We start from the raw sequence: 25309 nt of genomic DNA, 5'->3' as shown, positions 1-25309 counted from the left end.
GACGGTAGGCAGCGGATGATCGGCGAAACCAGATCACATCCTGAACGCGCCCCCTTCCACCCCCCTGGTTCACTCCGAGCGCCTGCCCGTTGGGGTGAATCACCCGTCTCGGATGGATAGAGACCAGTGGGAGGGGGATCGTGGGGCGGGGAAGGCGTCGGGGACGACGCGCTCCCCGCCCCACGGTGGTGTCCGTACGGGGACGGGCCGGCTCGCTAGGCGAAGACCGCCAGGCTCTTGGCCCGGCCGCCCTGGTTCTCCACGAGCACGAGGAAGCGGCCGTCCGGTCCGAAGACGGCGATCGGGCCGGTGGTGTCGAACAGCGGCACCTTGATCCGGACGCCGTTGGCCAGCAGCTTGGCCTGCTCCTCGTTCACGTCCCAGCGCTGGAAGGCGGCGGACGCGGCCTCGGCGACGGGCATGACGGTCAGCTCCTCCTGGAGCGCCTCCAGCGTGCGGGCGTCGCCGATCCCATAGGGACCGACGCGGGTGCGCCGCAGCGCCGTGAGGTGACCGCCGACGCCCGTGTCGGCGCCCAGGTCGCGGGCGAGCGCCCGGACGTAGGTGCCGGAGGAGCAGACGACGGACACCAGCAGGTCCTGCACCGGGGTGCCGTCCTCCGCCTGCGCCGGGATCACGGCGTGGAGGGTAAAGGACGAGACGGTCACCGGCCGGGCGGGGATCTCGAAGTCCTCGCCCTCGCGCGCCCGCTTGTACGAGCGCACGCCGTCTATCTTGATCGCGCTGACCTTGGACGGGACCTGCATGATCGCGCCGGTGAGCTTGGCGATGCCCGCGTCGACGGCCTCCCGGGTGACCCCGGAGGCGTCGGTGGTGGAGGTGATCTCCCCCTCCGCGTCGTCGGTCACCGTGTTCTGCCCGAGGCGGATGGTGGCCACGTACTCCTTCTCGGTCAGCGCGAGGTGACCGAGAAGCTTGGTGGCCCGCTCGATGCCGAGGACGAGCACACCGGTCGCCATGGGGTCGAGCGTCCCCGCGTGGCCGACGCGCCGGGTGCGGGCGATGCCCCGCATCTTGGCGACGACGTCGTGCGAGGTGAAGCCGGACGGCTTGTCGACGATGATCAAGCCGTCCGGACCGCTGTACTTCTCCTTCATCAGGCGCCGGCGCCCTTTTCGTCGCCCTTTTCGTCGCCCTCTTCCTCGTCCGGCTTGCGGTACGGGTCCGCGTCACCGGCGTAGGTGGCGCCCGAGGACGCCTGGCGCACCTGGGCGTCCGAGGCGCGCGCCTTGTCGAGGAGGTCCTCGATGGTCCGGGCGGTGTCCGGGAGGGCGTCCGCCACGAAGGTCAGGGTCGGCGTGAACTTGGTGCCCGCCGCGCGGCCGACCTCGGAGCGCAGGATGCCCTTGGCGCTCTCCAGCCCGGCCGCGACACCGGCACGCTCCTCGTCGTCGCCGTAGACCGTGTAGAAGACCGTAGCCTCCCGCAGGTCACCGGTGACCCGGGTGTCCGTGATGGTCACGTGCGAGCCGAGCCGCGGGTCCTTGATTCCGCGCTGCAGCTTCTGGGCGATGACCTCGCGGATGAGGTCCGCCAGCCTCTTCGCCCGCGCGTTGTCGGCCACTGGTCCGTCTCCTTCTCGTCTTCCTGCATTGTGCTCTCGGCGCCGCCGACGCGCTCAGTCGTCATGCTCGCCGTGGAACCGCCGCCGTACCGACAGCAGCTCCACTTCGGGCCGTGCGGCGACCATGCGCTCGCAGCGGTCCAGTAGGTCCGTGAGGTGCCCCGGGTCCCCCGAGACCGCCGCCACACCGATGGTGGCCCTGCGGTGGAGGTCCTGGTCGCCGACCTCCGCCACGCTCACCGCGTACTTGCGGTGGAGCTCGGCGACGATCGGGCGGACGACGGAGCGCTTCTCCTTCAGCGACCGGACGTCACCGAGGAGGATGTCGAAGGACAGAGTCCCTACATACATGTGGTGCGGGTGAGGCCCACCCGGGAGGCGTGAGGTGTTCCCGTACACGGTGTACGGACTCTTCGAACCGTACACGCAACGGCCGGGGCCGATCGACGGAAATATCTTCCGCCGACCGGCCCCGGTGACGCTGTTGCGATCAGCCGCGCGGCTTCTCGCGCATCTCGTACGTCGCGATGACGTCGTCGACCTTGATGTCGTTGAAGTTTCCGAGGTTGATACCACCCTCGAAGCCTTCGCGGATCTCGGTGACGTCGTCCTTGAAGCGACGCAGACCGACGATGTTGAGCTCCTCCGCGATGACCTTGCCGTCGCGGATGAGGCGCGCCTTGGTGTTGCGCTTGACCTCGCCGGAGCGGATGAGAACACCCGCGATGTTGCCCAGCTTGGACGAGCGGAAGATCTCGCGGATCTCCGCCGTACCGAGCTCGACCTCTTCGTACTCCGGCTTCAGCATGCCCTTGAGGGCCGCCTCGATTTCCTCGATCGCCTGGTAGATGACCGAGTAGTACCGGACGTCGACGCCCTCGCGCTCGGCCATCTGCGTGGCACGGCCCTCGGCGCGGACGTTGAAGCCGATGACGATGGCGTCGGAGCCGGTCGCCAGGTTGATGTCCGACTCGGTGACCGCACCCACACCGCGGTGCAGCACGCGGATCTCGACCTCTTCGCCGACGTCGAGCTGGAGCAGCGAGGACTCGAGGGCCTCCACCGAACCGGACGCGTCGCCCTTGATGATGATGTTGAGATCCTGCACCAGACCGGCCTTGAGCACCTTGTCGAGGTCCTCGAGGGACACCCGGCGGGTGCGCTTGGCGAAGGCGGCGTTGCGCTCACGCGCGGCGCGCTTCTCGGCGATCTGGCGGGCCGTGCGGTCCTCGTCGACGACGAGGAAGTTGTCGCCGGCGCCCGGGACGTTGGTCAGACCGAGGACGAGGACCGGAGTCGACGGACCCGCCTCCTCCACGTTCTGGCCCTTGTCGTCGAGCATCGCGCGGACACGACCGTAGGCGTCACCGGCGACCATCGTGTCGCCGACGCGGAGGGTACCGCGCTGGACGAGGACGGTGGCCACGGCGCCGCGACCGCGGTCGAGGTGGGCCTCGATCGCGATGCCCTGCGCGTCCTGCTCCGCGTTGGCGCGCAGGTCGAGCGCGGCGTCGGCGGTGAGGACGACGGCCTCGAGCAGCTTGTCGATGTTCAGACCCTGCTTGGCGGAGATGTCGACGAACATCGTGTCGCCGCCGTACTCCTCGGCCACCAGGCCGAACTCGGTCAGCTGACCGCGGACCTTGGTCGGGTCGGCACCCTCGACGTCGATCTTGTTGACCGCGACCACGATCGGCACGTCGGCCGCCTTGGCGTGGTTCAGGGCCTCGATCGTCTGCGGCATGACACCGTCGTTGGCCGCCACCACGAGGATCGCGATGTCGGTCGACTTCGCACCACGGGCACGCATGGCGGTGAACGCCTCGTGACCCGGGGTGTCGATGAAGGTGATCTTGCGCTCTTCGTCGTTGACCTCGGTCGCGACCTGGTAGGCACCGATGTGCTGGGTGATGCCACCGGCCTCGCCCGCGACCACGTTGGTCTTGCGGATCGCGTCGAGGAGTCGGGTCTTACCGTGGTCGACGTGACCCATGACGGTCACGACCGGCGGACGCGCGACGAGCATCTCCTCGCCGCCCTCGTTCTCACCGAACTCGATGTCGAACGACTCGAGGAGCTCACGGTCCTCCTCCTCCGGGCTGACGATCTGAACCGTGTAGTTCATCTCGCCACCGAGGAGCTGCAGCGTCTCGTCGGAGACGGACTGCGTGGCCGTGACCATCTCGCCGAGGTTCATCATCACGGCGACGAGCGACGCCGGGTTGGCGCCGATCTTCTCCGCGAAGTCGGTGAGGGAGGCACCACGCGACAGGCGAATGGTGTCGCCGTTGCCGCGCGGCAGCATCACGCCGCCCACGGACGGGGCCTGCATGGCCTCGTACTCCTGGCGACGCTGACGCTTGGACTTGCGGCCACGACGGGCCGGACCGCCGGGACGGCCGAAGGCGCCCTGCGTGCCACCACGGGCACCCGGGCCACCGGGACGACCGCCGAAGCCGCCGCCACCGGGACGACCGGCGAAACCGCCGCCACCGCCGCCGGGGCCACCGCCACCGGGACGGCCGGCGAAGCCGCCGCCACCACCGGGACGACCGCCGCCGCCCGGACCGGCCGGACGACCGGCGAAGCCGGGACGACCGGCACCGCCGCCGGGACGACCGGCACCGCCGCCGGGGCCGCGACCGCCGCCACCGGGGCCCGGACGCGGGCCGGCGGCCGGACGCTGCGGCATCATGCCCGGGTTCGGGCGGTTACCGGCGGGAGCGCCACCGGGACGCGGGGCGCCACCGGGGGCACCCTGCGGACGGGGCATCCCACCGGGGGTCGGACGCGGAGCGCCGCCCTGGGGACGCGGGGCACCGCCGGGACCGCCCTGCGGGCGCGGGGCACCGGGGCCGCCGGCACCCGGACGCGGGGCGCCACCCGGACGGGGGGCCTGCGGACGGGCCATACCGGTGGAGCCACCGGAGGTGAAGGGGTTGTTGCCCGGACGGGGACCGGCCGGACGGGCGCCACCGGGACGCGGGGCACGCTCGCCGGGACCGCCCTGCGGGCGCGGGGCGCGCTCGGGACGGCCGCCCTCACGCTGGCCGGCGGGACCACCCGGACGGGCGCCGGGGCGCGGGCCGGGAGCACCGGGACGCGGCGCGGCGGGACGCTCGGAACGCTCGGACGGCGCGGCCGGGGCCGGCGCGGAGAACTCCGCGGCGGGCACCGGGGTGACCGGCTTGGCCGGGGCGGCCGGGGCCGGCTTGGGGCCCGGACGCGGGCCCGGCGTCGGCGCGGGGCCGGCGGCCGGCGTCGCCGGGGCGGGCTTGGGGGCCGCGGCCGGCTTCGGGGCCGGGGCGGCGGGACGGGGGGCCTGCGCACCCGGAGTGGGGGCAGCAGGCTTCGCGGGCGCGGCCTTGCGCGGCGCCGCGGGCTTCGCAGCGGACTTGCCGGCGCTGCCGCCGGGCCCCTGCAATGCGTCAGTCAACTTACGGACGACCGGCGCCTCGATGGTCGAGGACGCCGAACGGACGAATTCACCAAGTTCTTGGAGCTTGGCCATGACGACCTTGCTCTCCACTCCGAACTCCTTGGCGAGTTCGTATACCCGGACCTTAGCCACTTCGCTCCTTCTAGGTCCGGGTGTCCGCCGGACCGTCGCTACTTCATGGGCGTACTCATCGCGTACTCATCGAGTGCTCATCGCAATCTCGACCTACTTCCAACTCGCGAGGTACCTGACGTGGGTCATCCCCGCGTGACCGCGGGGTCGATCTCCTGCTGATCGGTCTGTTCGACATACCGGCGGAGCTCCACCGTGTCGAGCGGCCCCGGGACCTTGAAGGCCCGGGGAAACGCCCGGCGGCGCACCGCCAGATCGAGGCAGACCAGTGTGGGATGCACGGAGGCACCCCGGCCGGGCAGCGTACCGCGAGGGTCGGGGACGCACGATCCCTCGATCATCACGATCCGCAGCAGTTCACCCTTGGCCGCTCGCTCCCGGCACCCCACACAGGTGCGCTCAGGGCATGCGCGGGCATGCGTCCGGCCAGACACTGGTTAAGTCTACCTCCCCGCGCGGACCTCACCCCTTCGGGGCACTGATCGCGCACGTATGCGTTTCAGCCATGATCTGCTGGTTCAACGGGCCGCGTCCCAGCTCCGCCAAGGGCGGAAGCGGCCCGGCATGGTCGTTTACGGACCATTCCGGGCCGCTCGGGGCGCCGTACGCGCGCCCCCCGTCGCTTCAGGGCGCCGGTTCGCGCCTCAGTCGCGCTCGGACGGCTGCTCGGTGTCCGGCCGGATGTCGATCCGCCAGCCGGTCAGCCGGGCCGCGAGCCGGGCGTTCTGCCCCTCCTTGCCGATGGCGAGGGAGAGCTGGTAGTCCGGGACGGTCACCCGGGCGGAGCGGGCGGCGAAGTCGACGACCTCCACCTTGCTCACCCGAGCGGGGGACAGCGCGTGCGCCACCAGCTCGGCCGGGTCGTCCGACCAGTCCACGATGTCGATCTTCTCGCCGTGCAGCTCGGCCATGACCGCGCGGACCCGGCCGCCCATCGGGCCGATGCAGGCGCCCTTGGCGTTGAGTCCGGAGCGGGTCGAGCGCACCGCGATCTTGGTGCGGTGACCGGCCTCGCGGGCGATGGCGGCGATCTCCACCGAGCCGTCCGCGATCTCCGGGACCTCCATGGCGAAGAGCTTCTTCACCAGGTTGGGGTGGGTGCGCGAGAGGGTCACGGACGGGCCGCGGACACCCTTGGCCACGCGGACCACATACGTCCGCAGGCGGGTGCCGTGCTTGTACTCCTCGCCCGGGACCTGCTCCTGCACCGGCAGGATGGCTTCCAGCTTGCCGATGTCGACCAGGACGTTCTTGGGGTCCTTGCCCTGCTGCACGACGCCCGCGACGACGTCGCCCTCACGGCCGGCGAACTCACCGAAAGTGATCTCGTCCTCGGCGTCGCGCAGACGCTGGAGGATGACCTGCTTCGCGGTGGTCGCGGCGATCCGGCCGAAGCCGGAGGGGGTGTCGTCGAACTCGCGGGGCTCCTCGCCCTCGGCGAGGTCCTGCGGGTCCTCCTTGGCCCAGACCGTCACATGCCCGGTCGACCGGTCCAGCTCCACGCGGGCGCGGCGGCGGCTTCCCTCGGTGCGGTGGTAGGCGATGAGGAGGGCCGACTCGATCGCCTCGACCAGCAGGTCGAAGGAGATCTCCTTCTCTCGCACCAGACCCCGCAGGGCACTCATGTCGATGTCCACGGCTACGCCTCCTCTTGAATCTCGTCGGATTCGTCTGCTTCTGCCGCGGCGTCGTCGCCCGCGGCCGACTTACGGTTGAACTCGATCTCCACACGCGCCTTCGCGATCTCGGCGAAGGTCAGGCGGCGGGCGGTGGGCTTGCGGCCCTTGACGCCCGGCACCTCCAGGTCGAGCCCCTCGTCGTCCACGGCGACGATCCGCGCGACGAGCTCGCCGCCCTCGACGAGCTGCGCCTTGATCAGCCGGCCCGTGGCCCGGACGTAGTGCCGGGCTTGCGTCAGGGGACGGTCGGCACCCGGAGAGGTGACCTCGAGAACGTAGGGGGCTCCGCCCATCACATCGGTCTCGTCGAGCTTCGCGGAGATGTCGCGGCTCAGGTCCGCGCACGCGTCCAGCTGGACGCCCTCGTCGGAATCGACCACGATGCGCAGCACACGCCGCTTTCCGGCCGGCGTCACCTCGACCTCTTCCAGCTCCAGCTCCCGCGCGCTGACGAGAGGGGCCAGCAGCTCGCGCAGCCGCTCGCTCTGGGTGGTGCTCATCCGGGTGACTCCTCGGCCGCGTGTGCTGTTGTGGGAAAGACGCGTGTCAGGTCAAAGCCTATCTGTTCCGGCAGCCGACTGACGATTCGGTGCCCGGTCCACGGCCGCCGGGTGCCGCGCCGGTACGCTCGCGTGCGGCGATCACTCGGGGCCAGGCCCCCGGAACGCCCGCCCCACCAGGACCCCGACGGGCCGGCACGCCCGGCGCGCCGCACCGAGCCCACAAGGCGGAAAGAGGATCGTGCCGCTCACGACGACGACGCGGGGCGCGAACGGCCCGCGCAGACGCAGGGTACTGGCGGGCGGTGCCGCCGCCCTGCTGACCGGCGGCGCCGCCGCGCTGCTCTCCGCTTGTTCCTCCGCTTCCTCCGGCGACCCGGACGCCGCCGAACGCTCCCCCGGCGCGGCGCGACTGAGGGAGCGTGCGGCCCGGGACACCGCGGCGCTGCTGGAGCGGTACGACGCCACGCTCGCCGCGCACACCGCCCTGGCGGCGCGGCTGCGGCCACTGCGGGCCGAAGTCGCCCGGCACGCCGAGGTGTTCGCCACCCCCGGGCCGAAGTCCCCGTCGGCTTCCCCCTCGGCTTCCGCTTCCGCCTCCGCGTCGCCCGCCGCGCCGGCGGCGCGCGTCGAGGTGCCCGAGGACGAGAAGGCGGCGCTGGCCGCGCTCGCGGACGCCGAGCGGCGCACCGCCGACGCCCGGACCGCCGCCCTCGGCTCCGCGCCCCCGAGCTCGCCCGGCTCCTCGCCTCGGTGGCGGCGGCGGGCGCGGCACACGCCTACCTGCTGACGGAGGGCGGCTCATGACGATGCCTCGGGCCGGGCGCGCCCGGCAGGAAACCGTGGCAGCGGCGCAGGCGGCGCTCGCGGCCGAGCACGCGGCGGTCTACGGCTACGGCATCGTCGGCGGCCGCGTCGACGACACGCGGGCGGGCGAGGCCCGTGAGGCCCACGACGCCCACCGGGCCCGGCGGGACGCGATGAGCCGCGCGGTACGGGCGCTGGGCGCCGAGCCGGAGGCGGCGGCCGCCGCGTACGCCCTGCCCTTCCCCGTCACCGAAGGGGAGGCGGCGGTGCGGCTCGCGGCGGAGCTGGAGCGGCGGCTGACGGCGGTCTACGCCGATCTCGTCCGGGCCGCCACGGGGAGCCTGCGCGCCGAGGCGGCGGCCGGGCTGCGGGAGGCGGCGGTCCGCGCGGTGCGCTGGAGCGGCGGCAGCGTAGCCTTCCCTGGGCTCGCCGATCGGGTCTGATCGGGGGAAAAGGTGCGGTCAGGGACCGCGTCCGGCCCGGAAGAGAAGCCAGGAAAGGGAACGCTCAGGGATGGCCATCACCAACGACCGCCTCGAACCGCCGCAGCGGCTGGTTCGGACCCTGAGCGCGGACCCCGCCGCCGACGAGACCGCCCGCCGGTGGCTCACGGACCTCCCGGACATCGCCCAGGAGTGGCTGACGCGCTGGGAGCTGACACCCGAACGGGTGCAGTGTCCCGGCGGGCGCACCAGCATGGTCGTCCTCGTCCGGCAGGCCGACGGCACGCCCGCCGCGCTCAAGCTCTCCCCGCCCGGCGGCACGACCGCCGCCGAGCACGCGGCGCTCGCGCACTGGGACGGCCGCTCGGCCGTCCGTCCGCTGCGCGTGGACGCCGAGGGCGGGGCGCTGCTCCTGGAGCGGCTGCACGCCGACGTCAGCCTGCGCTCGCTGGCGGAGCAGAAGGCGCAGCTGGAGGCGGCGGCGACGCTCCAGCGGCTGTGGGTGGCACCGCCCGCCGAGGGGCACCCCCTCCCCAGCGTCACCGAGCACTCGGCGGCGCTGGCCGGGGAACTGCGCGCGTGGCGCGAGCTGCCGTGGGCGGCGGACGCCCGGGAACTGCTCGACGAGGCCGTCGGGCTGCGGGACGGCCTGACGGCCGACGCCCCGGCGGAGCCGCCGGTGCTGCTGCACGGCGAGTACCACCAGGGCAACGTCCTGGCCGCCGACCGCGTCCCGTGGCTGGCGATCGCGCCCCGCCCGCTGGTGGGCGAGCGGGCGTACGACCTGGCATGGCTGGTGCGCGACCGGCTCGACACGCTGCTGGCGGCGCCGGGCGCGGCGGCCGCGGCGCGGCGGCGGGTGACGAAGCTGGCGGATTCCCTGGAGGTCGACGCGGAGCGGCTGCGCGGGTGGACGGTGTTCCGTGCGACGGCCGCCGGAATGCGGGAGCTGTCGCTGGGAGCGCGGGGACAGGGCGAACTCCTCCTGGAGTTCGCGGACTTGCTGTAACGCGGCGGGGCTCACCCCAGCAGCGGCAGCGGAGCCCCCATCACCGCGTACGGGCTAGCCGCGCTCGGACTGTGTCCTCCCGGGGGCAACCCCCGGACCCCCGGCCGGGCCGTCGCTACCCCAGCAGCGGCAGCGGAGCCCCCATCACCGCGTACGGGCTAGCCGCGCTCGGGAAGGCCACGTGCCGGGCCAGGTCGCGGTAGCCGAGTTTGCGGTAGAGGGCCCGGGCGGGGCTCTCCTTGTCGATGGCGGAGAGGATGGAGCGGGGCTCCTCCGCGTCGGCCGTGATCGCCGTGATGAGGGTCCGGCCGATCCGCCGGTTCTGGTAGGCGGGATGGACGTGCAGCTCGGTGATGACGAAGGCGTCGTCCAGCCAGCCGTCCAGTCCGTTGGCGCGCAGATACGGCTCGACGACCGTGGACCACCAGTGCGTCCGGTCGTTGGGCATGCCGTAGACGAAGCCCACCAGCCGGTCCTCGGGTGTGGTGGCGCCCAGGGCGCGGGCGCCGGGGCAGGTGAGGTGCCGGAGCACGATGTGGCGCCGGACGTCGACCTCCTCGGGCGTCAGCCCGAAGGCGAGGGCCTGCACGGCCAGCGCCTCGTCCACCCGGGAGGCCAGGTCGAGCGGGCCGACCACGATGTCATCCATGCCCGGAGGCTACCCGTACGGGGTTCCGCCGCTCATCAGAACAGCACGCTCATGAACGCGCCGACTTCCTCGAAGCCCACGCGGCGGTAGGTGGCGCGCGCGGCGGTGTTGTAGTCGTTGACGTAGAGGCTCACCACGGGGGCGACCTCGCGCAGCGCGTAGCCGAGCACGGCGGCCATGCCGGTCACGGAGAGCCCCTTGCCGCGGTGTTCGGGGGCGACCCAGACGCCCTGGATCTGGCAGGCCAGGTCCGTGGCGGCGCCGATCTCGGCCTTGAAGACGACGCGGCCGTTCTCCACGCGGGCGAAGGAGCGCCCGGAGCCGACGAGCTCGGCGACGCGTGCCTGGTAGAGCAGGCCGCCGTCGCCGGCGAGCGGGGAGACGCCGACCTCCTCGGTGAACATGGCCACGCACGCGGGCATGATCGTCTCCATCTCGTCCTTGCGGACGCGGCGGACGAGGGGGTCGGGCGTGATCCCGGCGGGCATGGACCGGGTGACCATGAGCGGCTGGTGGGAGCGGACCTCGCGGGCGGGACCCCAGTGGGGCTCCAGCAGGCTCCACAGCTCGGTCGTGGCCGGGGCGGGGCCGACGATGGAGGAGCAGCGGCGGCCGGACCGGCGGGCGCGGTCGGCGAAGGCCCGGACGGCCTCGGGCCCGGCGCCGATGGGGACGAGGTTGGCGCCGGCGTAGCAGAGGGACGCGAGGCGGCCGTCCGCGTACCAGCCCCACATCTCGCCGCCGAGCCGCCAGGGGTCGAGGCCGGCGACCTTGACGCGGGCGGCGACGAAGGCGTTGGCGACGGGGTCTCGGTCGAGGACGGCGAGGGCGGCGGCGAGGTCGCCGGGCTCCAGGACCCTGGTGGTGGTCGTCGTCAGCACGTGTCGCAATGCCTCACCGTCGCGGGCACGGGGCCGGGGGAATCAGGTCCTGGCACTGTACCTCCCGGTCCCGCCGGGTACCCGCCATGCCGCCGATATGGCGCCGCCCCGCCCCGCCCGGTGTGCGGGCGGGGCGGGGCGGAACGCGGGCGGTCAGCCCGCGACGCTGATGGTGGGCTCGCCGGAGGCGACGCCGTCCTTCTCCATCTGCTCGGCGATCTTCATCGCCTCCTCGATGAGGGTCTCCACGATCTTCGACTCGGGGACGGTCTTGATGACCTCGCCCTTGACGAAGATCTGGCCCTTGCCGTTGCCGGAGGCGACGCCGAGGTCGGCCTCGCGGGCCTCGCCGGGGCCGTTGACGACGCAGCCCATGACGGCGACGCGCAGGGGCACCTCCATGCCCTCCAGGCCCGCGGTGACCTCCTCGGCCAGCTTGTAGACGTCGACCTGGGCGCGGCCGCAGGACGGGCAGGAGACGATCTCCAGGCGGCGCTGGCGGAGGTTGAGGGACTCCAGGATCTGGATGCCGACCTTGATCTCCTCGGCCGGCGGGGCGGAGAGGGAGACGCGGATGGTGTCGCCGATGCCCTCGGAGAGCAGGGCGCCGAAGGCGACGGCGGACTTGATGGTGCCCTGGAAGGCCGGGCCGGCCTCGGTGACGCCGAGGTGCAGCGGGTAGTCGCACTGGGCGGCCAGCTGGCGGTAGGCGTTGACCATGACGACCGGGTCGTTGTGCTTGACCGAGATCTTGATGTCGCGGAAGCCGTGCTCCTCGAAGAGGGACGCCTCCCAGAGGGCGGACTCGACCAGCGCCTCGGGGGTGGCCTTGCCGTACTTCTGGAGCAGGCGGCGGTCCAGCGAGCCGGCGTTCACGCCGATGCGGATCGGGGTCCCGGCGTCGCCGGCGGCCTTGGCGATCTCCTTGACCTTGTCGTCGAACTGCTTGATGTTGCCGGGGTTGACGCGGACGGCGGCGCAGCCGGCGTCGATGGCGGCGAAGACGTACTTCGGCTGGAAATGGATGTCCGCGATGACCGGGATCTGCGACTTCTTCGCGATGACGGCGAGCGCGTCGGCGTCGTCCTGGGTCGGGCAGGCGACGCGGACGATCTGGCAGCCGGAGGCGGTCAGCTCGGCGATCTGCTGGAGGGTGGCGCCGATGTCGGAGGTGCGGGTCGTCGTCATGGACTGGACCGAGACGGGGGCGTCGCCGCCGACGGCCACGGAGCCGACCTGGATCTTGCGGCTGACCCGGCGGTCGGCGAGCTTGGTCGGAACGGACGGCATTCCAAGCGAAATCGCTGTCATCTGGCGAGCAACCCCAAGTTTTGAATCACGGTCCCGAGATCGGCGGGCTCCGGGATCGAGGTTACGGCACGAGGTCCTGTGCGGGCACATTGCCGGGTCCTGCCGGTGGGGTGCGCCCGCGGCGCGCGTGGCACAGGCCCGCGCAGGCGCACCCGCCCCGCTACGTCAGCCGCACCGGGTTGACGACGTCCGCGATCAGCACCAGCAGCGTGAAGCAGACGAAGATGCCCGCCACCACGTACGCCACCGGCATCAGCTTCGCCACGTCGAACGGACCGGGGTCCGGGCGCCGGAAGACCTTGGCGACGTTCCGCCGGACCGACTCCCACAGCGCGCCCGCGATGTGCCCGCCGTCCAGCGGGAGCAGCGGCAGCATGTTGAAGAGGAACAGGGAGAGGTTGAAGCCGGCGACCAGGAACAGCATGGTCGCGATCTGCTGCGACGGCGGGATGTCGAGGTTGAACACCTCGCCGCCCACCCGCGCGGCGCCCACCACGCCCATCGGCGAGTCCGCCTTGCGCTCGCCGCCGTCGAAGGCCGCGTTCCACAGGTCCGGGATCTTGCCGGGCAGGGCGACCAGCGACTCGACGCCGGACTGGACCATGTCGCCCATGCGGTCGACGGACTGGCCGAAGGACTGCTGGACGACGCCCGTGGCCGGGGTGAAGCCGAGGAAGCCGGCGGTGACGTACTCGCCCTTGACGGGCGCGCCCTTGCCGTCGTACTTCTGCACCTGGTTGGAGATGAGGTTCGCGCTGAGGGTCTTCTCGGCGCCGTCGCGGACGACGGTGATCGTGGCCGGTCCGGTGGTCTTGCGGATCTCCTTCTGGAGGGTGGTCCAGTCACCGATCCGGTGGCCGTCGAAGGCGACGATCCGGTCCTTGGGCTGGAGGCCGGCCGCCTTGGCCGGGGAGTCCTTGGCGCCCTTGGGGCACTTGTCGGTGGCGGCGCTGGCGGAGACCACGCAGTCCGAGACGGCCGAGACGGTGGTCGTCTGGGTGTTGACGCCGAAGGACATCATCACGCCGAGGAAGATCGCGACGGCCAGGACCAGGTTCATGAACGGTCCGGCGAACATCACGATCACGCGCTTCCAGGGCTTGCGCGTGTAGAACATCCGGGTCTCGTCGCCCGGCTGGAGCTCCTCGTAGGCCGCCGAGCGGGCGTCCTCGATCATGCCGCGCCACGGGGAGGTGGAGCGGGCGCTGATCCTGCCGTCCTCACCGGGCGGGAACATGCCGATCATGCGGATGTAGCCGCCGAGCGGGATGGCCTTGACCCCGTACTCGGTCTCGCCCTTCTTCCGCGACCACAGCGTCGGCCCGAAGCCGACCATGTACTGCGGCACCCGGATGCCGAACATCTTCGCCGTGGACAGGTGCCCCAGCTCGTGCCAGGCGATGGAGAAGAGCAGGCCCACCACGAAGACGACTATCCCGAGGATCGTCATCAGTGTCGTCATGCGCGGGCCTCCGAGGTCGCTTTCGCCGTACGGCCGCCCGTGCGGGCCGCCAGTTCACGGGCCCGGGCGCGGGCCCAGGTCTCCGCCTCCAGGACGTCCGAGAGGGTCAGGCGAGTTCCCACGGCGGGGGTGCCGTGCTCGGCGACCACCTCGGCGACGGTGTCCACGATCCCATTGAACGGCAGATGTCCGCTCAGGAACGCGTCGACGCACTCCTCGTTCGCGGCGTTGAAGACGGCCGGGGCGGTCCCGCCGAGCGTACCCACGTGCCGGGCCAGGCCCACGGAGGGGAAGGCCTCGTCGTCGAGCGGGAAGAACTCCCAGGTGGAGGCCTTGGACCAGTCGAAGGCGGGGGCCGCGTCGGGCACCCGTTCGGGCCAGCCGAGGCCGATGGCGATGGGGCCGCGCATGTCCGGCGGGGTCGCCTGGGCGAGGGTGGAGCCGTCGGTGAACTCCACCATCGAGTGGACGTAGGACTGCGGGTGGACGACGACCTCGATGCGCTCGAACGGGATGTCGTAGAGCAGGTGGGCCTCGATGACCTCCAGGCCCTTGTTGACCAGGGTCGCGGAGTTGATCGTGATCACCGGGCCCATGGACCAGGTGGGGTGGGCCAGGGCGTCCTTCGGGGTGACGGCGGCCAGCTCGGCCTTCGTCCGGCCGCGGAAGGGGCCGCCGGAGGCCGTGACGACCAGCTTGCGGACCTCGGCGCGGGTGCCGCCGAGGAGGGCCTGGAAGAGCGCGGCGTGCTCGGAGTCGACCGGGATGATCTGGCCGGGCTTGGCGAGGGCCTTCACCAGCGGGCCGCCGACGATCAGCGACTCCTTGTTGGCCAGGGCCAGGGTGCGGCCCGCCTCCAGGGCGGCGAGGGTGGGGGCCAGGCCGATGGAGCCGGTGATGCCGTTGAGGACCGTGTGGCACTCGCCGCGCGCCACCTCGGTGGCCGCGTCCGGGCCCGCCAGGATCTCCGGCAGCGGCTCGGTGCCGTAGCGGGCGGCCAGCGCCTCGCGCAGCGCGGCCGCCTTGTCCGCCCGCGCGACGGCCACCGTGCGGACCCGCAGTCTGTGCGCCTGCTCCGCCAGGAGGTCCACCCGCCCGCCGGCGGCGGACAGCGCGGACACGGTGAACCGCTCGGGGTTGCGCAGCACCAGATCGATGGCCTGGGTGCCGATCGAGCCGGTCGAGCCGAGGATCACGATCTCGCGCGGGCCGTCGTGATCGCGGCCGGGAGCGGAGTAACGCAGGTGGGGGTCAGCGAGGCAGTCCGTCATCCCCCCATTGTGGCCGTACCGCCGGTGCGCTCCGACAGGGCGTCCGGCGATACGGCCCGAGCGGCCCGCTGCCCGTCAGCGGATCGGGCGGTGGACGTTCTCCGCCTTGGAGGGGCCGGGGGTGGCGTCGGCGATCCAGGGGCCCTCGCCGCTGGGGTCGACGATGCCGCTCTCCAGCCACTCGTACGAGCCCGCCAGCACCCCGGAGACGACCTTGCGGTCGAGGTCGTCGGTGTTGGTCCACAGCCGCCGGAAGAGCTCCTCCACGCGGATGCGGGACTGCCGGCAGAAGGCGTCGGCGAGCTGGTACGCCTCACCGCCGTGCTCGCCGCGCAGCCGCAGGTGCTCGGCGCGGACGCAGGCGGCGCTCATCGCGAAGAGCTCGGCGCCGATGTCGACGATCCGGCCGAGGAAGCCCTGCTTGGTCTCCATGCGGCCCTGCCAGCGGGACATGGCGTAGAAGGTGGAGCGGGCGAGCTTGCGCGAGGACCGCTCGACGTACCGCAGATGGCCGGAGAGGTCGCGATGCCCGGTCGGGTGGAACTCGGAGTACGTGCGCGGCAGCGCTCCGGGGCCCGCGACGAGCTTGGGCAGCCAGCGGGCGTAGAAGCCGCCGGCGCGGGCGCCGGCCCGGGCCTTGTCGCCCAGGGACTTGTCCGGGTCGATGAGGTCGCCGGCCACGGACAGGTGGGCGTCGACGGCCTCGCGGGCGATCAGCAGGTGCATGATCTCGGTGGAGCCCTCGAAGATCCGGTTGATGCGCGAGTCGCGCAGCATCTGCTCGGCGGGGACCGCGCGCTCGCCCCGGGCGGCGAGCGAGTCGGCGCTCTCGTAGCCCCGGCCGCCGCGGATCTGGACCAGCTCGTCCGTCATCAGCCAGGCCATCTCGCTGGCGTAGAGCTTGGCGAGGGCGGCCTCGATGCGGATGTCGTTGCGCTCCTCGTCGGCCATCTGGCCGGACAGGTCGACGATCGCCTCCAGGGCGAAGGTGGTCGCCGCGATGAAGGAGATCTTCGAGCCGACGGCCTCGTGCTTGGCGATGGGCTTGCCCCACTGCTCCCGGGCCGAGGACCACTCGCGGGCGATCTTCAGCGCCCACTTGCCGCTGGACGCGCACATGGCCGGGATGGACAGCCGGCCGGTGTTGAGGGTGGTCAGCGCGATCTTCAGGCCGGCGCCCTCGGGGCCGATCCGGTTGGCGGCGGGCACCCGCACCTGGTGGAAGCGGGTGACGCCGTTCTCGATGCCGCGCAGGCCCATGAAGGCGTTGCGGTTCTCCACGGTGACGCCCTCGGCGGCCGCCTCGACGACGAAGGCGGTGATGCCGCCCCGGTGGCCCTCGCTCTTCGGCACCCGCGCCATCACGACGAGCAGATCGGCGACGACGCCGTTGGTCGTCCACAGCTTCACGCCGTCGAGGACGTAGTCGTCACCGTCGGGCACGGCGCTCGTGGCCAGCCGGGCCGGGTCGGAGCCCACGTCCGGCTCGGTCAGCAGGAAGGCGGTGATGTCCGTGCGCGCGCAGCGCGGCAGGAACTTCTCCTTCTGCTCCGCCGTGCCGAACAGCTTCAGCGGCTGGGGCACACCGATCGACTGGTGCGCGGAGAGCAGCGCGCCGACGACGGGGCTCGCGGAGCCCACGAGGGCGAGGGCCTTGTTGTAGTAGACATGGTTGAGCCCGAGGCCGCCGTACTTGACGTCGATCTTCATGCCGAAGGCGCCGAGCTCCTTGAGCCCGCTCACCGTCTCGTCGGGGATCTTCGCCTCGCGCTCGATGCGCGCGCCGTCGATCCGGGTCTCGCAGAATTCCCGGAGCTTGCCGAGGAACTCCTCGCCCCGCCGGACGTCGTCCGGCGCGGGGGTGGGATGCGGATGGATCAGATCGAGCCGGAACCGGCCGAGGAAGAGCTCCTTGGCGAAGCTGGGCTTCTTCCAGTCCTGCTCGCGCGCCGCTTCGGCGACCTGGCGCGCCTCGCGCTCGGAGACCGGTCGTACGGATGGTGCGGTCATCTGGCACCTCACCGCGTGAGTCGGGTCGAAAAGTCCGGTCGACTACCGACCGGTGCTACTCGTCCGTATGTACCTACCCGATCCGGCCCCGCTCTACCAGACCCCGCGCAAGACGACGCGGCGCTCCGGGCGGAAGAACCACCCGGAGCGCCGCGTCACCCCGCTGTTTACAGGTCGAGACCGGTGAGCACGAGCACGCGCTCGTAGGTGTAGTCGTCCATCGCGTACCGCACGCCCTCACGGCCGACACCGGACTGCTTGGCGCCGCCGTACGGCATCTGGTCGGCGCGGTAGGACGGGACGTCGCCGATGACCACGCCGCCGACCTCCAGCGCGCGGTGGGCGCGGAAGGCGGTCTGCAGGTCGTGGGTGAACACGCCGGCCTGGAGGCCGTACGGGGAGTCGTTGACGGCCGCGAACGCCGCGGTCTCGCCCTCGGCCTTCGAGATGGTCAGGACCGGGCCGAAGACCTCCTCGCAGGCGATCGTGACGCCGGCGGGGACGTCGGCGAGCACGGTCGGGGCGTAGGTCGCGCCGTCGCGCTTGCCACCGGTGAGCAGCGTGGCGCCCGCCGCGACGGCCTCGTCCACCCAGGACTCGACGCGCTTGGCGGCGTCCTCGCTGACCAGCGGGCCGACGTCGGTGGACGCGTCGGACGGGTCGCCCGTCACCTGCGCCTCGACGGCCGCGACGACCTTCGGCAGCAGCCGCTCGTACAGCGAGGCGTCGGCGATGACGCGCTGCACGGAGATGCAGGACTGGCCGCCCTGGTAGTTGGAGAACGTGGCGACGCGCTGCGCCGCCCAGTCCAGGTCCGCCTCGGACGACCAGTCGGCGAGGACGACGGCCGCGCCGTTGCCGCCCAGCTCCAGGGTGACGTGCTTGCGGGGCACGGAGTCGAGGATCGACCAGCCGACCGGGCCGGAGCCGGTGAAGGAGATGACGGGCAGCCGCTCGTCCTTCACCAGGGCGGGCATCCGGTCGTTCGGGACCGGCAGGACGCTCCAGGAGCCGGCGGGCAGGTCCGTCTCGGCCAGGATCTCGCCCAGGACCAGGGAGGAGATCGGGGTCGCCGGGGCGGGCTTGAGGATGATCGGGGCGCCGACGGCGATGGCCGGGGCGACCTTGTGGGCGCTCAGGTTGAGCGGGAAGTTGAAGGGCGCGATGCCGAGGACCGTGCCGCGCGGGACGCGGCGGGTCAGCGCGAGGCGGCCGGTGCCGCCGGCGTCGGTGTCCAGGCGCTGGGCCTCGCCGGCGTTGAAGCGGCGGGCCTCCTCGGCGGCCCAGCGGAACACGGAGACGGCACGGCCGACCTCGCCGCGGGCCCACTTGATGGGCTTGCCGTTCTCGGCGGAGATCAGCTGGGCGATCTCCTCGGTGCGCTCGGTGAGCCGCTTGGCGACGTGGTCGAGGGCGGCGGTGCGGACGTGCGCGGGCGTGGCCGCGAACTCCTCGCGCACGGCGTGCGCGGCCGCCACGGCCTCCTCGACCTGCGCCTCGGTCGGCACGCTCACGGTGCCGACGAGACGGCCGTCCCAGGAGTTCGTGACGTCGAAGGTCTCCTCGCCGGTGGCCTCACGGCCGGCCAGCCAGAACGCGATGGGAGCGGTCACGGGTTTCCTCCGGGGGTGCGGATGATTTGGGGCACCCTCACCGTAGGCGCGGCGCGCGTTCGGGTCGCTTGTCCGTGATGGAGCGCGCGGGGGCGGCGGTACGCCAGTGTGGAGGGGTGGGTTCGGCACCCCCGACCACCGGGTCGGCAACCCCGACTACTGGGAAGGACCCGCCGTCGCCTTCAGCGCCAGCCAGAGCTCCATCCGCACGTCCGGATCGTCCAGCGACCGCCCCAGGATCTCCTCCACCCGCCGCATCCGGTACCGCAGCGTGTGCCGGTGCACCCCCAGGTCGGCGGCGGCCGCGTCCCACTGGCCGTGGCGGGCGAGCCAGGCGCGCAGGGAGGCGACCAGGTCGCCGCGCCCCGTGGCGTCGTGCTCATGGAGGGCGCGCAGGAGCCCGTCCGCGAAGGCCCGCACCGCGTCGTCGGCGAGCAGCGGCACGACCGAGCCGGTCGCGACCTCCTCGTGCTCGACGAGGGCGCGGCCCCGGCGGCGGGCGACGGACAGGGCCTGTTCGGCCTGGTGGAAGGCGGTCCCGGCGGCCGCCGGCCCGGCGGGCGCCGAGAGGCCGACGGCCACGCCGGGCTCCGCGCCCCCGTCCCGCTCCGCGGCGGCGCCCCGCCGCGCCTCGACCGTACGCGCGTACGCGACGCACGCCGCCACCGCCGCCCCGCCGTCCCGGGCGAGGACGACGACGCGCTCGCCCTCCGGTACGACGAGCACCGGCTCGGCCGCCCGGCTCGCCGCCGTCTCGGCGGTGTCGGCGAGTGTGCCGAGCTCACCCTCCGGGCCGGTGTCGGCGGCCTCCGCCACCAGCATCCGGAAGGGCTCGTCCAGCAGCGCCCCGTACAGCTCCCCCGCGACCGCCCGCGCGTGGCCCGGCTCGTCGGCGAGCAGCATCCGCAGCACCGCCGCGCCCAGCCGCGCCTCCGCGTCCTGCAGGGCGCGCGAGCGCTCGGTGGTCAGCGTGAGGAGGGCGACGGCGGAGTTGACGGCGTAGCGCCCGGCGGTGCCGAGAGGCGCGTCCGTGCCCACGGCGAGGACGCCGCGCGTGCGGCGGCCGGAGCCGAGGGACTGGAGCTCGACGCGGTCGCCGCCCTCCGCCCCGGCGGCGTCCGGGCCGAGGACGACGCTGGCGGGCGCGGGCCGCTCCCGCAGCCGTTTCACGTCGGGGCCGAGCCGGGCCGCGCGGCGGGCCGCCCAGTTGGGCGCGGCGGCGACGACGGCGCCGGAGGCGTCGTAGAGCGCGGCCCACCCGCCGAGATGGGCGGCGAGCCGGGCGAGGAGGGCGGCGGGGCCCTCGGGGGCGAGGGCCGCGCGGGTCAGCTCGCGCTGGGCCTCGAAGCCCGCCGTGACCGCGTGGTACTGGTCGGCGGCGACGGCCGCCGAGACGGCCTTGGTGATGGCGAGGAACGGGGTGCGGCGGGGCACCTCCAGCAGCGGCAGGCCCTCCTCGGCGGCCGCCTCGACGAGGGCGCCGGGCACCTCGTCGTAGTTCACCCCGACGGCGAAGCCGAGCCCCACGACCCCGGCGCGGACCAGGCGGCGCACATACCGCCGCATCTCCTCCCCGTCCGCGGCGTCGATCTTCATCGCGGTGATCAGCAGCAGTTCCCCGCCGTCCATCCAGGGCACGGGGTCGGCGAGCTCGCTGACGTGCGCCCAGCGGACGGGCGTGTCCAGCCGGTCCGCCCCGGCGAGCACGGTGAGCCTGAGCGCGGAGTGGTTGACCAGAGAGGCGAGCGTGAGGGGCATGGAACCTTCGGACGGGCGGTGCGGGGAGGTGCCGTCCCGTATGAACGGCCCTGACCGATTCTGCCTCAGTGGAGCATTGCGCAGAAAGCGGGAGCGCCCCGAAGGCGCGCGGGGCGGCGTCGGAGCGCTCAGCGCTCCAGGTCGACCAGGACGGGGGGCGTGCTGCCGCCCCGCACCGACGTCACGGACAGCACGGCGTGCCCGGCGGGCACGCCGTGGGCCAGCTCGGAGGCGGACCAGCGCTCCCGCTCCACCTTGCGGACGGTCACGGACTGGGCGGTGACGGCCCGGCCCGTGATCACCCGGCGGACGACATGCGTCACGCGGGTGAGCGGCTCGTGGGCGATGACCTGCCGGTCCGTGACGTCGCGGGTCTCCACCCACTCCTTGCCCCAGACCTCCGCGAAACGCGCGCCGTCCCAGGTGGTCACCCCGGAGAAGGCCATCCGGCAGCCGACGGAGCCCAGCAGGGCGCTGCGCAGCGCCTCGGGGACGTCGTCGAGGGTGCGCAGGGTGAGCACGGCCCCGGCGTGGGCGGAGCGCAGCCGCGCCAGGCCGCGCACGGACTCGGGGGTGACGGTGTGGGTGGCGTCGTCGAGGACGAGGCAGGCGAACAGCGAGCGGTCGGCGCGGCCGGCGGCGCACTCGGTGAACTGGGCCAGGATCAGCCGGGCGAGCATCCGGGACGCCTCGGCGTGGCCGCGCTCGGGCAGGTCGATCCGGACGCGCAGCGGGTGCTCGAGCGTCCGCAGGGAGAAGGCACGCCCACTGCGAGTGGTGTCGAAGAAGCCGGCGAAGGCGGGACGGTCGAGGAGGGCGAGCCGGTCGGAGAGGAGCGGCCCGGGGTCGCCGGGCCGTCCCGCCTGGCGCTCGCGGGCGTCGAGCTCGCGGACGAGCGCGTCCTGTCCGCGTGCCGTGAGGGCGGTGCGCAGCGCGCCGGTCGCGGCGGCGGAGCCGTCGAGGAGGTCGCGCAGTTCGGGGACGGCCGGGAAGCGGCCGTGGGCGGCCCGGAACGGGCCGAGGAGCTGGGCCAGGGCGGTGGCGGCGCGGCGGCCGTCGCCGCCGGGCAGACCGGCGATGAGGTCGCCGACGAGGCCCTCGGCGAGGACGGCGGCGGCCTCGTCGGGGTCGTCCGTGCCGCCGTACAGGTCGAGGTCGTAGGCGGAGTCCGGGCGGCCGATCCGGACCACGACGTCGAAGGCGTCGTCGGGGGCCAGCCCGGCTCCCGCCGCCGCGACGGCAACGACCGCCGTGCGCCCGGCGAGCGCCTGGAGGCACAGCGACTCGAGGACGGGCCGCACCAGCCGCGCGGACTTGCCGCAGCCGGGCGGCCCGACGGCGAGCAGCGAGGTGCCCAGCAGCGTGGGGTCGAGGGCGGCGCCGGCGCCCCGGTGGTCGTAGGGGTTGCGCTCGTCGTCGGTGGCGGTGCCGATGCGGACCTGGCGGGTGACGAGGTCGTGGACGGCGGCGCGGACGGGCAGGTCGCGGGCCCCGGAGGGGTGGGCGCAGGCGGCGGCGCCGTGCTTGACGACGGCGTCGGTGAAGGCGGCCAGCCGGTCGGGGCGGGCGCGCGCGGCCTCCCAGGCGCGCCCGATGCGGGCGTGGTCGACGTCGTTCATCAGCCCGGCCCTGGCCTCCGCCGCGAGCCGGTCGGCGGCGGCGCCCGCCCCCGAGGCGCGCAGCCGGGGCCATTCGGCGGGGTCCTCGCCCGGCGCGGCGGGAGCGGTGGGCGCCGCGTCGCCGGAGTCGTCCCACAGGCGGCGCAGGGCGGGCACGGCCCAGCGGCGCCACACCTGGGGCCAGCGGCCGAGGCGGCCGAAGACGACGAGGAGGACGAGGCCGACCAGCGTGTAGTAGCCGTAGACGACCCAGACGGCGAGCATGCCCTCCTCCCGCCAGGAGTCGGGCGTCAGCGCGAACAGCGGCCAGATCCAGTAGTGGCCGAGGTAGCCGTTCCACAGCAGGGACCACAGCAGCCAGCCGCACAGCAGGGAGATCACCGCGCTGCTGACCAACTGCCGGCCGGGAATCCGGTCGGGCTCCTCCGGCGGCCGGGGCCGGTGGCCGAACGTCCACACGCCGGGCGCGGCGTCCGGGCGCGGGGTGCGCAGCCAGGACAGGAACGGGGCGCCCGCGCTTCCGCCGGCCCGGGGCTCGGCGTCCGGGCGCGGCGGCACGGCCGACTCCACGGGCGTCTCCTTGCCGCCCCCCGCGGTCTCCTCGGTGTCCCTCACAACCCCTCGCCCCCCAGCCGGCCCGTCGCGCCGCGCGTGCCTGAAGTGTCCGACCGGCCCAATCTAGTGGGACACCATGTCCGATACGGACAACGGGACGCGCGCACTTCTCCCGATCGGAACATGCCGCGCTCCGGCCGCCGCACCTAGCCTGCGACCAAAAGCCCGTACTTTCCCCCTGGAGCTCGTCATGACCGAACTGTCCGGAGGCGCCGCCCTCCCCCAGGAGCGCCGCGTCGTCACCGCGATCCCCGGCCCCAAGTCGCTCGAGCTCCAGGCCCGCCGCCTCGACGCGGTCGCCGGTGGTGTGGGCTCCGTCCTGCCGGTGTTCACCACGCGCGCGGGCGGCGGCGTCATCGAGGACGTCGACGGCAACCGCCTGATCGACTTCGGCTCCGGCATCGCCGTGACCTCGGTCGGCGCCAGCGCCGAGGCCGTGGTGCGCCGCGCCGCCGCGCAGCTCGCCGACTTCACCCACACCTGTTTCATGGTGACCCCCTACGAGGGTTACGTGGAGGTCTGCGAGCAGCTCGCCGAGCTGACCCCGGGCGACCACGCCAAGAAGTCCGCGCTGTTCAACTCGGGCGCCGAGGCCGTCGAGAACGCCGTCAAGATCGCCCGTGCGTACACCAAGCGCCAGGCCGTCGTCGTCTTCGACCACGGCTACCACGGCCGCACCAACCTGACGATGGCGCTCACCGCCAAGAACATGCCGTACAAGCACGGCTTCGGCCCGTTCGCGCCCGAGGTCTACCGCGTGCCGGTGGCCTACGGCTACCGCTGGCCGACCGGCCCGGAGAACTGCGGCCCCGAGGCCGCCGCCCAGGCCATCGACCAGATCACCAAGCAGATCGGCGCCGAGAACGTCGCCGCGATCATCATCGAGCCGGTGCTGGGCGAGGGCGGCTTCATCGAGCCGGCCAAGGGCTTCCTCCCGGCGATCGTGAAGTTCGCCAACGACAACGGCATCGTCTTCGTCGCCGACGAGATCCAGTCCGGCTTCTGCCGCACCGGCCAGTGGTTCGCCTGCGAGGACGAGGGCATCGTCCCGGACCTGATCACCACCGCCAAGGGCATCGCGGGCGGTCTGCCGCTGGCCGCCGTCACCGGCCGCGCCGAGATCATGGACGCGCCGCACGCGGGCGGCCTGGGCGGCACCTACGGCGGCAACCCGGTGGCCTGCGCCGGTGCCCTGGGCGCCATCGAGACCATGCGCGAGCAGGACCTCAACGGCAAGGCCAAGCGCATCGAGGAGGTCATGAAGGGCCGCCTCACCGCCATGCAGGAGAAGTTCCCGGTCATCGGCGACATCCGCGGCCGCGGCGCGATGATCGCGATCGAGCTGGTCAAGGACCCGGCGACCAAGGAGCCGAACCCGGCGGCCGCCGGCGCGCTCGCCAAGGCCTGCCACGCGGAGGGCCTGCTGGTCCTCACCTGCGGCACCTACGGCAACGTGCTGCGCTTCCTGCCGCCGCTGGTCATCGGCGAGGACCTGCTCAACGAGGGCCTCGACATCATCGAGGGCGCGTTCGCGGGTCTGTGACCCGGCCGTGAGCCGGTTGTGAGCTGACTGTGAGCCGGTGAAGAACCTGTGCGGGGCGGGTGGTGGACGGGTGATCCGACTATCGGATCGCCCATCCCTGCCGTACGGTTTCTTCAGATGAGTGAAACACCCCGTTCGCAGGAGACTGCGGACGACGCCGTACCGTCGCTTCCCCAGCGCCGGCCCGGCCGTGCCTTCGCGCACAGCACTGGAGCCCTCGGCTCCGGACATCCTCACCGATCGGACGGTCGCCCGCCCCATACCCCCCGGGGCGCGCGGTCCACCGGACGGACCGGCGGCCCTGGAACTTCCCCCCCTGTTCCGGGGCCGTCGGCGTACGCGCTCCCGCTGGCGTGCGTCCTCCTTTTCGCCCTCGTCACATGGCAGGTCGCCGCGCACGGGCCGCTGCGCGTTCTCGACGAGCGGCTGGGGCGTGCGGTCGTGGGCGCCGACGCAGTGCCGTCGGGGCTCGCCGAGCTGCTGGCCGATCTGGGCAACACGGTGGTGGCGGTGCCGGTGCTCCTGGCGGCCGTCGTCTTTTCCGTTGTGCGCCGGCGACAGTGGCGGCCTCCGGTGGCCGCCGCCCTCGCGATGGTGGCGGTGCCCCTGCTCGTCGTACCCCTGAAGTGGTGGATCGGGCGCGCGGGGCCACCGGCCATGGGGGCCGGGCCGCATGACGGGTTCTTCCCTTCGGGGCACGCGGCCACGGCGGCGGTCGCCTATGGGGCGGCGGCGCTTCTTCTGTTCCGTACGTGGTGGTGGGTGGCGCCTTACGCACTGCTCAACGTCGGGGTGGGCGTCGGGTTGGTGCGGCAGGGGTATCACTGGCCGCTGGACGTGGTGGGGGCGTGGTGTCTGGCCGGGGTCGTGCTCTGGGTGCAGGCCGGTGGTCGCGTTGTGCCCACCCGTCCCGCCCTGCGGGACGATTGCCCACAACACGCCCCGTAAGGGGCGCGGGGAACTGCGCGACCAGCCACGGACGG

Annotated in this window: 20 protein-coding genes and 1 pseudogene; 5 read left to right on the top strand and 16 right to left on the bottom strand. The window is 73.2% G+C overall.

The window, feature by feature from the left end; all coding sequences use genetic code 11:
- Positions 1–215: 215 nt before the first annotated feature.
- The 7 genes from truB to rimP all read right to left on the bottom strand — a co-directional run bounded on the left by truB (position 216) and on the right by rimP (position 7335).
- Positions 216–1118 (bottom strand): tRNA pseudouridine(55) synthase TruB, encoded by a 903-nt coding sequence (gene truB, locus EKH77_RS23815; protein WP_126916347.1) that lies wholly within the window; start codon positions 1116–1118, stop codon positions 216–218.
- A complete protein-coding gene (gene rbfA, locus EKH77_RS23810; RefSeq protein ID WP_126916346.1) occupies positions 1118–1585 on the bottom strand; it encodes a 30S ribosome-binding factor RbfA in 468 nt (155 codons plus the stop codon). Before rbfA ends, truB begins: the two co-directional genes overlap by 1 nt.
- 54 nt (positions 1586–1639) lie before the next feature.
- The gene (locus EKH77_RS23805) at positions 1640–1936 is read right to left on the bottom strand and encodes a DUF503 domain-containing protein (protein ID WP_126916345.1); all 297 of its coding nucleotides are present in this window, start codon (positions 1934–1936) and stop codon (positions 1640–1642) included.
- A gap of 139 nt (positions 1937–2075) precedes the next feature.
- Complete coding sequence (gene infB, locus EKH77_RS23800) at positions 2076–5156, bottom strand: translation initiation factor IF-2 (protein WP_126916344.1); 3081 nt, start codon at positions 5154–5156, stop codon at positions 2076–2078.
- Positions 5157–5281: 125 nt separating this feature from the next.
- Positions 5282–5590 (bottom strand): YlxR family protein, encoded by a 309-nt coding sequence (locus tag EKH77_RS23795; protein ID WP_126916343.1) that lies wholly within the window; start codon positions 5588–5590, stop codon positions 5282–5284.
- Positions 5591–5800: 210 nt separating this feature from the next.
- The gene (gene nusA, locus EKH77_RS23790; RefSeq protein WP_126916342.1) at positions 5801–6793 is read right to left on the bottom strand and encodes a transcription termination factor NusA; all 993 of its coding nucleotides are present in this window, start codon (positions 6791–6793) and stop codon (positions 5801–5803) included.
- Between the two features lie 2 nt (positions 6794–6795).
- Complete coding sequence (rimP, locus tag EKH77_RS23785) at positions 6796–7335, bottom strand: ribosome maturation factor RimP (protein ID WP_126916341.1); 540 nt, start codon at positions 7333–7335, stop codon at positions 6796–6798.
- A 241-nt stretch (positions 7336–7576) separates the two neighbouring features.
- Here rimP and EKH77_RS23780 point away from each other — a divergent pair.
- The 3 genes and pseudogenes from EKH77_RS23780 (at position 7577) to EKH77_RS23770 (ending at position 9594) form a co-directional block, all read left to right on the top strand.
- Positions 7577–8142, top strand: a pseudogene (locus EKH77_RS23780) (hypothetical protein).
- The gene (locus EKH77_RS23775) at positions 8139–8585 is read left to right on the top strand and encodes a ferritin-like domain-containing protein (protein ID WP_430981006.1); all 447 of its coding nucleotides are present in this window, start codon (positions 8139–8141) and stop codon (positions 8583–8585) included. Before EKH77_RS23780 ends, EKH77_RS23775 begins: the two are co-directional and overlap by 4 nt.
- A 70-nt stretch (positions 8586–8655) precedes the next feature.
- Positions 8656–9594 carry an aminoglycoside phosphotransferase family protein gene (locus tag EKH77_RS23770; protein ID WP_126916340.1) on the top strand — a complete coding sequence of 313 codons (939 nt, stop codon included), beginning with the start codon at positions 8656–8658 and terminating at the stop codon, positions 9592–9594.
- A 115-nt stretch (positions 9595–9709) separates the two neighbouring features.
- On the opposite strand, the gene EKH77_RS23765 is transcribed toward EKH77_RS23770, so the two are convergent.
- From EKH77_RS23765 to EKH77_RS23725, 9 genes are all read right to left on the bottom strand, one after another.
- On the bottom strand, positions 9710–10243 hold the full coding sequence (locus EKH77_RS23765) for a GNAT family N-acetyltransferase (protein WP_126916339.1): 534 nt from the start codon (positions 10241–10243) through the stop codon (positions 9710–9712).
- A 35-nt stretch (positions 10244–10278) separates the two neighbouring features.
- Entirely contained in the window at positions 10279–11124 is an 846-nt protein-coding gene (locus EKH77_RS23760; RefSeq protein WP_126918251.1) for a GNAT family N-acetyltransferase, read from the bottom strand.
- 153 nt (positions 11125–11277) lie between these two features.
- Positions 11278–12435 (bottom strand): flavodoxin-dependent (E)-4-hydroxy-3-methylbut-2-enyl-diphosphate synthase, encoded by a 1158-nt coding sequence (gene ispG / locus EKH77_RS23755; RefSeq protein ID WP_126916338.1) that lies wholly within the window; start codon positions 12433–12435, stop codon positions 11278–11280.
- A 160-nt stretch (positions 12436–12595) separates the two neighbouring features.
- Positions 12596–13897 carry a M50 family metallopeptidase gene (locus tag EKH77_RS23750; protein WP_126916337.1) on the bottom strand — a complete coding sequence of 434 codons (1302 nt, stop codon included), beginning with the start codon at positions 13895–13897 and terminating at the stop codon, positions 12596–12598.
- Positions 13894–15168, bottom strand: a complete 1275-nt coding sequence (gene dxr, locus EKH77_RS23745) for a 1-deoxy-D-xylulose-5-phosphate reductoisomerase (protein WP_126916336.1) — start codon at positions 15166–15168, stop codon at positions 13894–13896. The genes EKH77_RS23750 and dxr overlap by 4 nt, the downstream gene beginning before the upstream one ends.
- A 75-nt stretch (positions 15169–15243) precedes the next feature.
- Positions 15244–17178: an acyl-CoA dehydrogenase family protein gene (locus EKH77_RS23740; RefSeq protein WP_126916335.1), complete on the bottom strand. Its 1935-nt coding sequence runs from the start codon at positions 17176–17178 to the stop codon at positions 15244–15246.
- Between the two features lie 167 nt (positions 17179–17345).
- Entirely contained in the window at positions 17346–18791 is a 1446-nt protein-coding gene (locus EKH77_RS23735; RefSeq protein WP_126916334.1) for an aldehyde dehydrogenase family protein, read from the bottom strand.
- Between the two features lie 156 nt (positions 18792–18947).
- Complete coding sequence (locus EKH77_RS23730) at positions 18948–20549, bottom strand: PucR family transcriptional regulator (protein ID WP_126916333.1); 1602 nt, start codon at positions 20547–20549, stop codon at positions 18948–18950.
- Between the two features lie 128 nt (positions 20550–20677).
- Complete coding sequence (locus EKH77_RS23725) at positions 20678–22783, bottom strand: ATP-binding protein (RefSeq protein ID WP_126916332.1); 2106 nt, start codon at positions 22781–22783, stop codon at positions 20678–20680.
- A gap of 190 nt (positions 22784–22973) precedes the next feature.
- Between EKH77_RS23725 and gabT the strand changes: the two genes are divergently transcribed.
- Together gabT and EKH77_RS33945 are read left to right on the top strand one after the other, a co-directional pair.
- Positions 22974–24326 (top strand): 4-aminobutyrate--2-oxoglutarate transaminase, encoded by a 1353-nt coding sequence (gabT, locus tag EKH77_RS23720; RefSeq protein ID WP_126916331.1) that lies wholly within the window; start codon positions 22974–22976, stop codon positions 24324–24326.
- Positions 24327–24767: 441 nt separating this feature from the next.
- The gene (locus EKH77_RS33945) at positions 24768–25274 is read left to right on the top strand and encodes a phosphatase PAP2 family protein (protein ID WP_240667497.1); all 507 of its coding nucleotides are present in this window, start codon (positions 24768–24770) and stop codon (positions 25272–25274) included.
- Positions 25275–25309: the final 35 nt, after the last annotated feature.

This window comes from Streptomyces luteoverticillatus (assembly GCF_003970715.1).
GTDB lineage: Bacteria > Actinomycetota > Actinomycetes > Streptomycetales > Streptomycetaceae > Streptomyces > Streptomyces abikoensis.
This window is presented reverse-complemented; position numbering and strand designations above follow the sequence as displayed.

Excerpts from the sequence above, each read along its gene's own strand:
- EKH77_RS23770 (WP_126916340.1), top strand. The coding sequence starts at position 8,656 with ATGGCCATCACCAACGACCGCCTCGAACCGCCGCAGCGGCTGGTTCGG.
- truB (WP_126916347.1), bottom strand. The coding sequence starts at position 1,118 with ATGAAGGAGAAGTACAGCGGTCCGGACGGCTTGATCATCGTCGACAAG.
- EKH77_RS23805 (WP_126916345.1), bottom strand. The coding sequence starts at position 1,936 with ATGTATGTAGGGACTCTGTCCTTCGACATCCTCCTCGGTGACGTCCGG.
- EKH77_RS23750 (WP_126916337.1), bottom strand. The coding sequence starts at position 13,897 with ATGACGACACTGATGACGATCCTCGGGATAGTCGTCTTCGTGGTGGGC.
- EKH77_RS23730 (WP_126916333.1), bottom strand. The coding sequence starts at position 20,549 with ATGCCCCTCACGCTCGCCTCTCTGGTCAACCACTCCGCGCTCAGGCTC.
- EKH77_RS23740 (WP_126916335.1), bottom strand. The coding sequence starts at position 17,178 with ATGACCGCACCATCCGTACGACCGGTCTCCGAGCGCGAGGCGCGCCAG.
- EKH77_RS23765 (WP_126916339.1), bottom strand. The coding sequence starts at position 10,243 with ATGGATGACATCGTGGTCGGCCCGCTCGACCTGGCCTCCCGGGTGGAC.
- EKH77_RS23775 (WP_430981006.1), top strand. The coding sequence starts at position 8,139 with ATGACGATGCCTCGGGCCGGGCGCGCCCGGCAGGAAACCGTGGCAGCG.
- dxr (WP_126916336.1), bottom strand. The coding sequence starts at position 15,168 with ATGACGGACTGCCTCGCTGACCCCCACCTGCGTTACTCCGCTCCCGGC.
- rimP (WP_126916341.1), bottom strand. The coding sequence starts at position 7,335 with ATGAGCACCACCCAGAGCGAGCGGCTGCGCGAGCTGCTGGCCCCTCTC.
- gabT (WP_126916331.1), top strand. The coding sequence starts at position 22,974 with ATGACCGAACTGTCCGGAGGCGCCGCCCTCCCCCAGGAGCGCCGCGTC.
- ispG (WP_126916338.1), bottom strand. The coding sequence starts at position 12,435 with ATGACAGCGATTTCGCTTGGAATGCCGTCCGTTCCGACCAAGCTCGCC.